The sequence below is a fragment of the Jeotgalibacillus sp. ET6 genome, assembly GCF_029667115.1.
GTDB lineage: Bacteria > Bacillota > Bacilli > Bacillales > Jeotgalibacillaceae > Jeotgalibacillus.
This window is the reverse complement of the sequence record NZ_JARUIU010000250.1, coordinates 1-243: the sequence shown is the minus strand read 5'-3', so window position 1 is coordinate 243 and position 243 is coordinate 1. Positions and strand designations below refer to the sequence as shown.

Sequence of the window (243 nt, the reverse complement as noted above, 5' to 3'; positions counted from 1 at the left end):
TAGTGGAGGTAGACCCTCAGGGAAATTCGACGAGCGGTGTTGGAATCGACAAAGGATAATTCGATCAATGCATATATCATATTTTAGTAGATGATGTGGATATTAGGCCGATTATTAAGGAAACAACCGTTGAAAATCGCCATGCGAGTCCTGCGACGATCTCTCTTTCCGTAGCAGAGATTGACCTGGTTTCCACGATATCAAGAGAGGTTAGTATTCAACAGTCTCTGCGGGAAATTCAGC

General features: G+C 43.6%; 1 pseudogene. It reads left to right on the top strand.

From position 1 onward, the window contains the following. Window positions 1-71: 71 nt before the first annotated feature. Window positions 72-243: pseudogene (locus tag P6709_RS20675) on the top strand (ParA family protein); the annotation flags it as partial.